This window comes from Pararhodobacter sp., from assembly GCF_036802785.1.
In the GTDB taxonomy this organism is placed as follows: Bacteria; Pseudomonadota; Alphaproteobacteria; order Rhodobacterales; family Rhodobacteraceae; genus Pararhodobacter.
This window is the reverse complement of record NZ_DAIRVN010000144.1, coordinates 1-2,558: the sequence shown is the minus strand read 5'-3', so window position 1 is coordinate 2,558 and position 2,558 is coordinate 1. Positions and strand designations below refer to the sequence as shown.

Sequence of the window (2,558 nt, the reverse complement as noted above, 5' to 3'; positions counted from 1 at the left end):
CACGGTGCTCTGCGGCTCGGCGCTGGCCGGGCTGGGGCTGATGGCGCTGGGGTTGGCGTTTGAGGTGGAGGACTGAGGCTGATTGCGCCTTGTCCGCGTTGCCGCCTCTCGGCACGCTACTTGTTGCGCACTCGCAGCTTGAATCTGGTGTGATGAGCGGCCCTCCAATGCTTCATGGCGTTGGTGCGCAGTCCTCAGCAGACAGGTATGGCAGATTATCAGCTCATCCGGGCGCATGAACCTCAATGCCGCACTGGGGAACGCTCCAGTTCGACGGCACGCTGCAGCAGGCGCGAAGCAACCCGCAGGCTCGGTCGGTGGCCGCGCGAGGACGCGTGCGCCAGCGCCCCAAGGATGGCACCAATCGCCGCCTCCGACAAATCCCGCTTCATGCCTTCGCGCCGGATGAACCCTGCAAGGTCAACGCTGGTCAGTTCCCGGAGCCGTAGCGGAGGGCAGCGGCTGAGCAATGGCTCCGGCAGCAGGTGCCAGTTGTTCGAGGTCAGCACCCAGCCGACCCAGCCCATATCGAACTTGACCTGGTAAAAGGGGCAACTCCAGCGCCGTGCCGTCATCGGTTCAAGCAACGGCAACAGCGCCTCGGCCAGTCCGAAAGCCTGCCCTTTCGTCGAAACTGCCTGACCGGCCTTCTCAACCTCGTCGACAATGATCACCGGATTGGCGATGCCGGTCTGCAGGACGGTCTCGATCAGCCGGCCCGGGCAGGCACCGCCCCAGCCACGCTGGCTGCCGACCACGCCAAAGCTGGCATTCTCGCCGGTGGCCTCGATGACGCTCACCGGCGCCGACAGCAGTTCCCCGAGCCGCCGCGCCCAGTGGCTCTTGCCGATGCCGGGCGGGCCGTCGAGCAGCAGGGGCGGCAGGCGCAAGCCGGGCCAGCCTTCCCGGACAGAGCGGCGCATGGCGTGCCAGACCACTTCGGTGGCCGAGGCCATCCAGGGCATGTCGCCGTGCAGAGCCGCAGCCAGCTCGTCGGCGCGGTGTTCAGACGGGATGGCAATCAGTTGCGCGCCACCGCGCAGACCCTCCAAACGCTCGCGTTCTTCACGCTTGAGATGGGCGAGACCGGAGGCGGCCTTGCGTCGCTCCAGCAGCCGCTCGACCCTGCGGCGGATGCGCCGTCTGTCTTTTTCACCGAGAGTGACCATGTCGCTGGCATCGAACTCAAGGCCCAGGTCGTCGCCGTCGTCCTCAACGGCCTTCTCAGAACCAGCGGACGGAAGATCATGCGCCCGCATTCGGCGCAGATGTTCCGAAAGGCGGCGCTCCAGCGCGATCTGGGTTTCCTCAGGGTCGAAGAACCGCGCTTCGATGAAGGGAATAGAGGACATGGGCCGGGTCCTTTCAGGCAAAAACCGAGAGAGCGACCGGGAGAGAGCCCGGCCGGGGAGTAAGCTGGAGAGGGCGATTGAGTCAGAGAAAATTGGGCTTGCGCACGCGTTCGCTGGCCACCTTGGTCCAGTCGATCCCCTCGAACAGGGCGTCGAACTGGACTTTGCTCAGCGTAACCGGGCCCGATTGCGGCTTCGGCCAAGCGAACCGCCGACCATTCATCCGCTTCATGACAAGCACCAGGCCGGTGCCATCCCAGACCAGCAGCTTCAGCCTGTCGGCCCGGCGCGAGCGGAAGACATAGATCGCGCCGGAGAACGGATCGAGGGCGAAGCTGTTGGCCACATGCGCGGCTAAGCCGTCCATTCCCTTGCGGAAATCGATCGGCTGAGAGGCCAGAAAAATGCGAAAACCACTGCCGGGAGAGATCATTGCGACGCCCTCACTGCCCGCAGGACCTCAATCAGGTGATTGCCGGGGTAGCCGGGCGAAATTGCGATATCGGCATCCCCGAGGGTGATATGGCAGATCGCGGCATTACCCTTCACCGGCGTGGCCGACTCCGGACGGGGTTTGGCCTTGACCGCAGTCGGCGGCAGGGCCTCGATAAAGTCAGGGGTCGGATCTGCTGAACCGGCATTCTTGACCCATTTCGCCACGAGCGATTTGTTGGCTCCGATGTCCGCTGCGATCTTCCGGACCGCAGCCCCGGCGGCGATCTTCTCCACCGCCATGGCACGGACCGCCTCAGGCCATTTGCGGCGCCCGCACGGAAGCGCTGGAACCGTGTGCCCCCAGACCACTGCCACTGCGTCTGCAACCTCTCCATCCAGCATCGCCACCTCCTTCTATCCGGTGACCTCAGTATGGCTAAGTCATTGATTTATGGAAACATGGGGTCTTTACACCGCTTACGAAACAAATGTTGCCCTGAGCTCCGTGCTGGCGCCTGATCTTCTGGACAAGTGGCCGTCGGTCTCTGAGGGTGCGCATCGGCCGGGCAGCGGTAGCCGCGAGACATTGCAGCGCGCATTGCCGGGTGCCGGCGATCAGACGCCGCTTGCCTGTCAAAGGCAGTTTGCGCCATGCGCGCGCTGGGGTGAGGTCGGAAATGAACAAACCGCCGGCCCGTGAGGACCGGCGGTTTTGTCTGGAGCGGGCGATGAGATTCGAACTCACGACCCTAACCTTGGCAAGGTTATGCT

At 64.2% G+C, this 2,558-nt stretch carries 3 protein-coding genes; all 3 read right to left on the bottom strand.

Annotated elements, in window-relative coordinates; all coding sequences use genetic code 11:
* Positions 1 to 242 precede the first annotated feature (242 nt).
* The 3 genes from V7Q53_RS23325 to V7Q53_RS23315 all read right to left on the bottom strand — a co-directional run bounded on the left by V7Q53_RS23325 (position 243) and on the right by V7Q53_RS23315 (position 2,189).
* Positions 243 to 1,352 (bottom strand): AAA family ATPase, encoded by a 1,110-nt coding sequence (locus V7Q53_RS23325; protein ID WP_333831430.1) that lies wholly within the window; start codon positions 1,350 to 1,352, stop codon positions 243 to 245.
* A gap of 82 nt (positions 1,353 to 1,434) precedes the next feature.
* On the bottom strand, positions 1,435 to 1,785 hold the full coding sequence (gene tnpB / locus V7Q53_RS23320; RefSeq protein ID WP_333831429.1) for an IS66 family insertion sequence element accessory protein TnpB: 351 nt from the start codon (positions 1,783 to 1,785) through the stop codon (positions 1,435 to 1,437).
* Complete coding sequence (locus V7Q53_RS23315; protein ID WP_333831427.1) at positions 1,782 to 2,189, bottom strand: transposase; 408 nt, start codon at positions 2,187 to 2,189, stop codon at positions 1,782 to 1,784. Before V7Q53_RS23315 ends, tnpB begins: the two co-directional genes overlap by 4 nt.
* Between the last annotated feature and the right edge of the window lie 369 nt (positions 2,190 to 2,558).

What these genes read in the sequence shown, in the direction of transcription:
- V7Q53_RS23325 (WP_333831430.1), bottom strand. Translation starts at nt 1,352, where the DNA reads ATGTCCTCTATTCCCTTCATCGAAGCGCGGTTCTTCGACCCTGAGGAA.
- tnpB (WP_333831429.1), bottom strand. Translation starts at nt 1,785, where the DNA reads ATGATCTCTCCCGGCAGTGGTTTTCGCATTTTTCTGGCCTCTCAGCCG.
- V7Q53_RS23315 (WP_333831427.1), bottom strand. Translation starts at nt 2,189, where the DNA reads ATGCTGGATGGAGAGGTTGCAGACGCAGTGGCAGTGGTCTGGGGGCAC.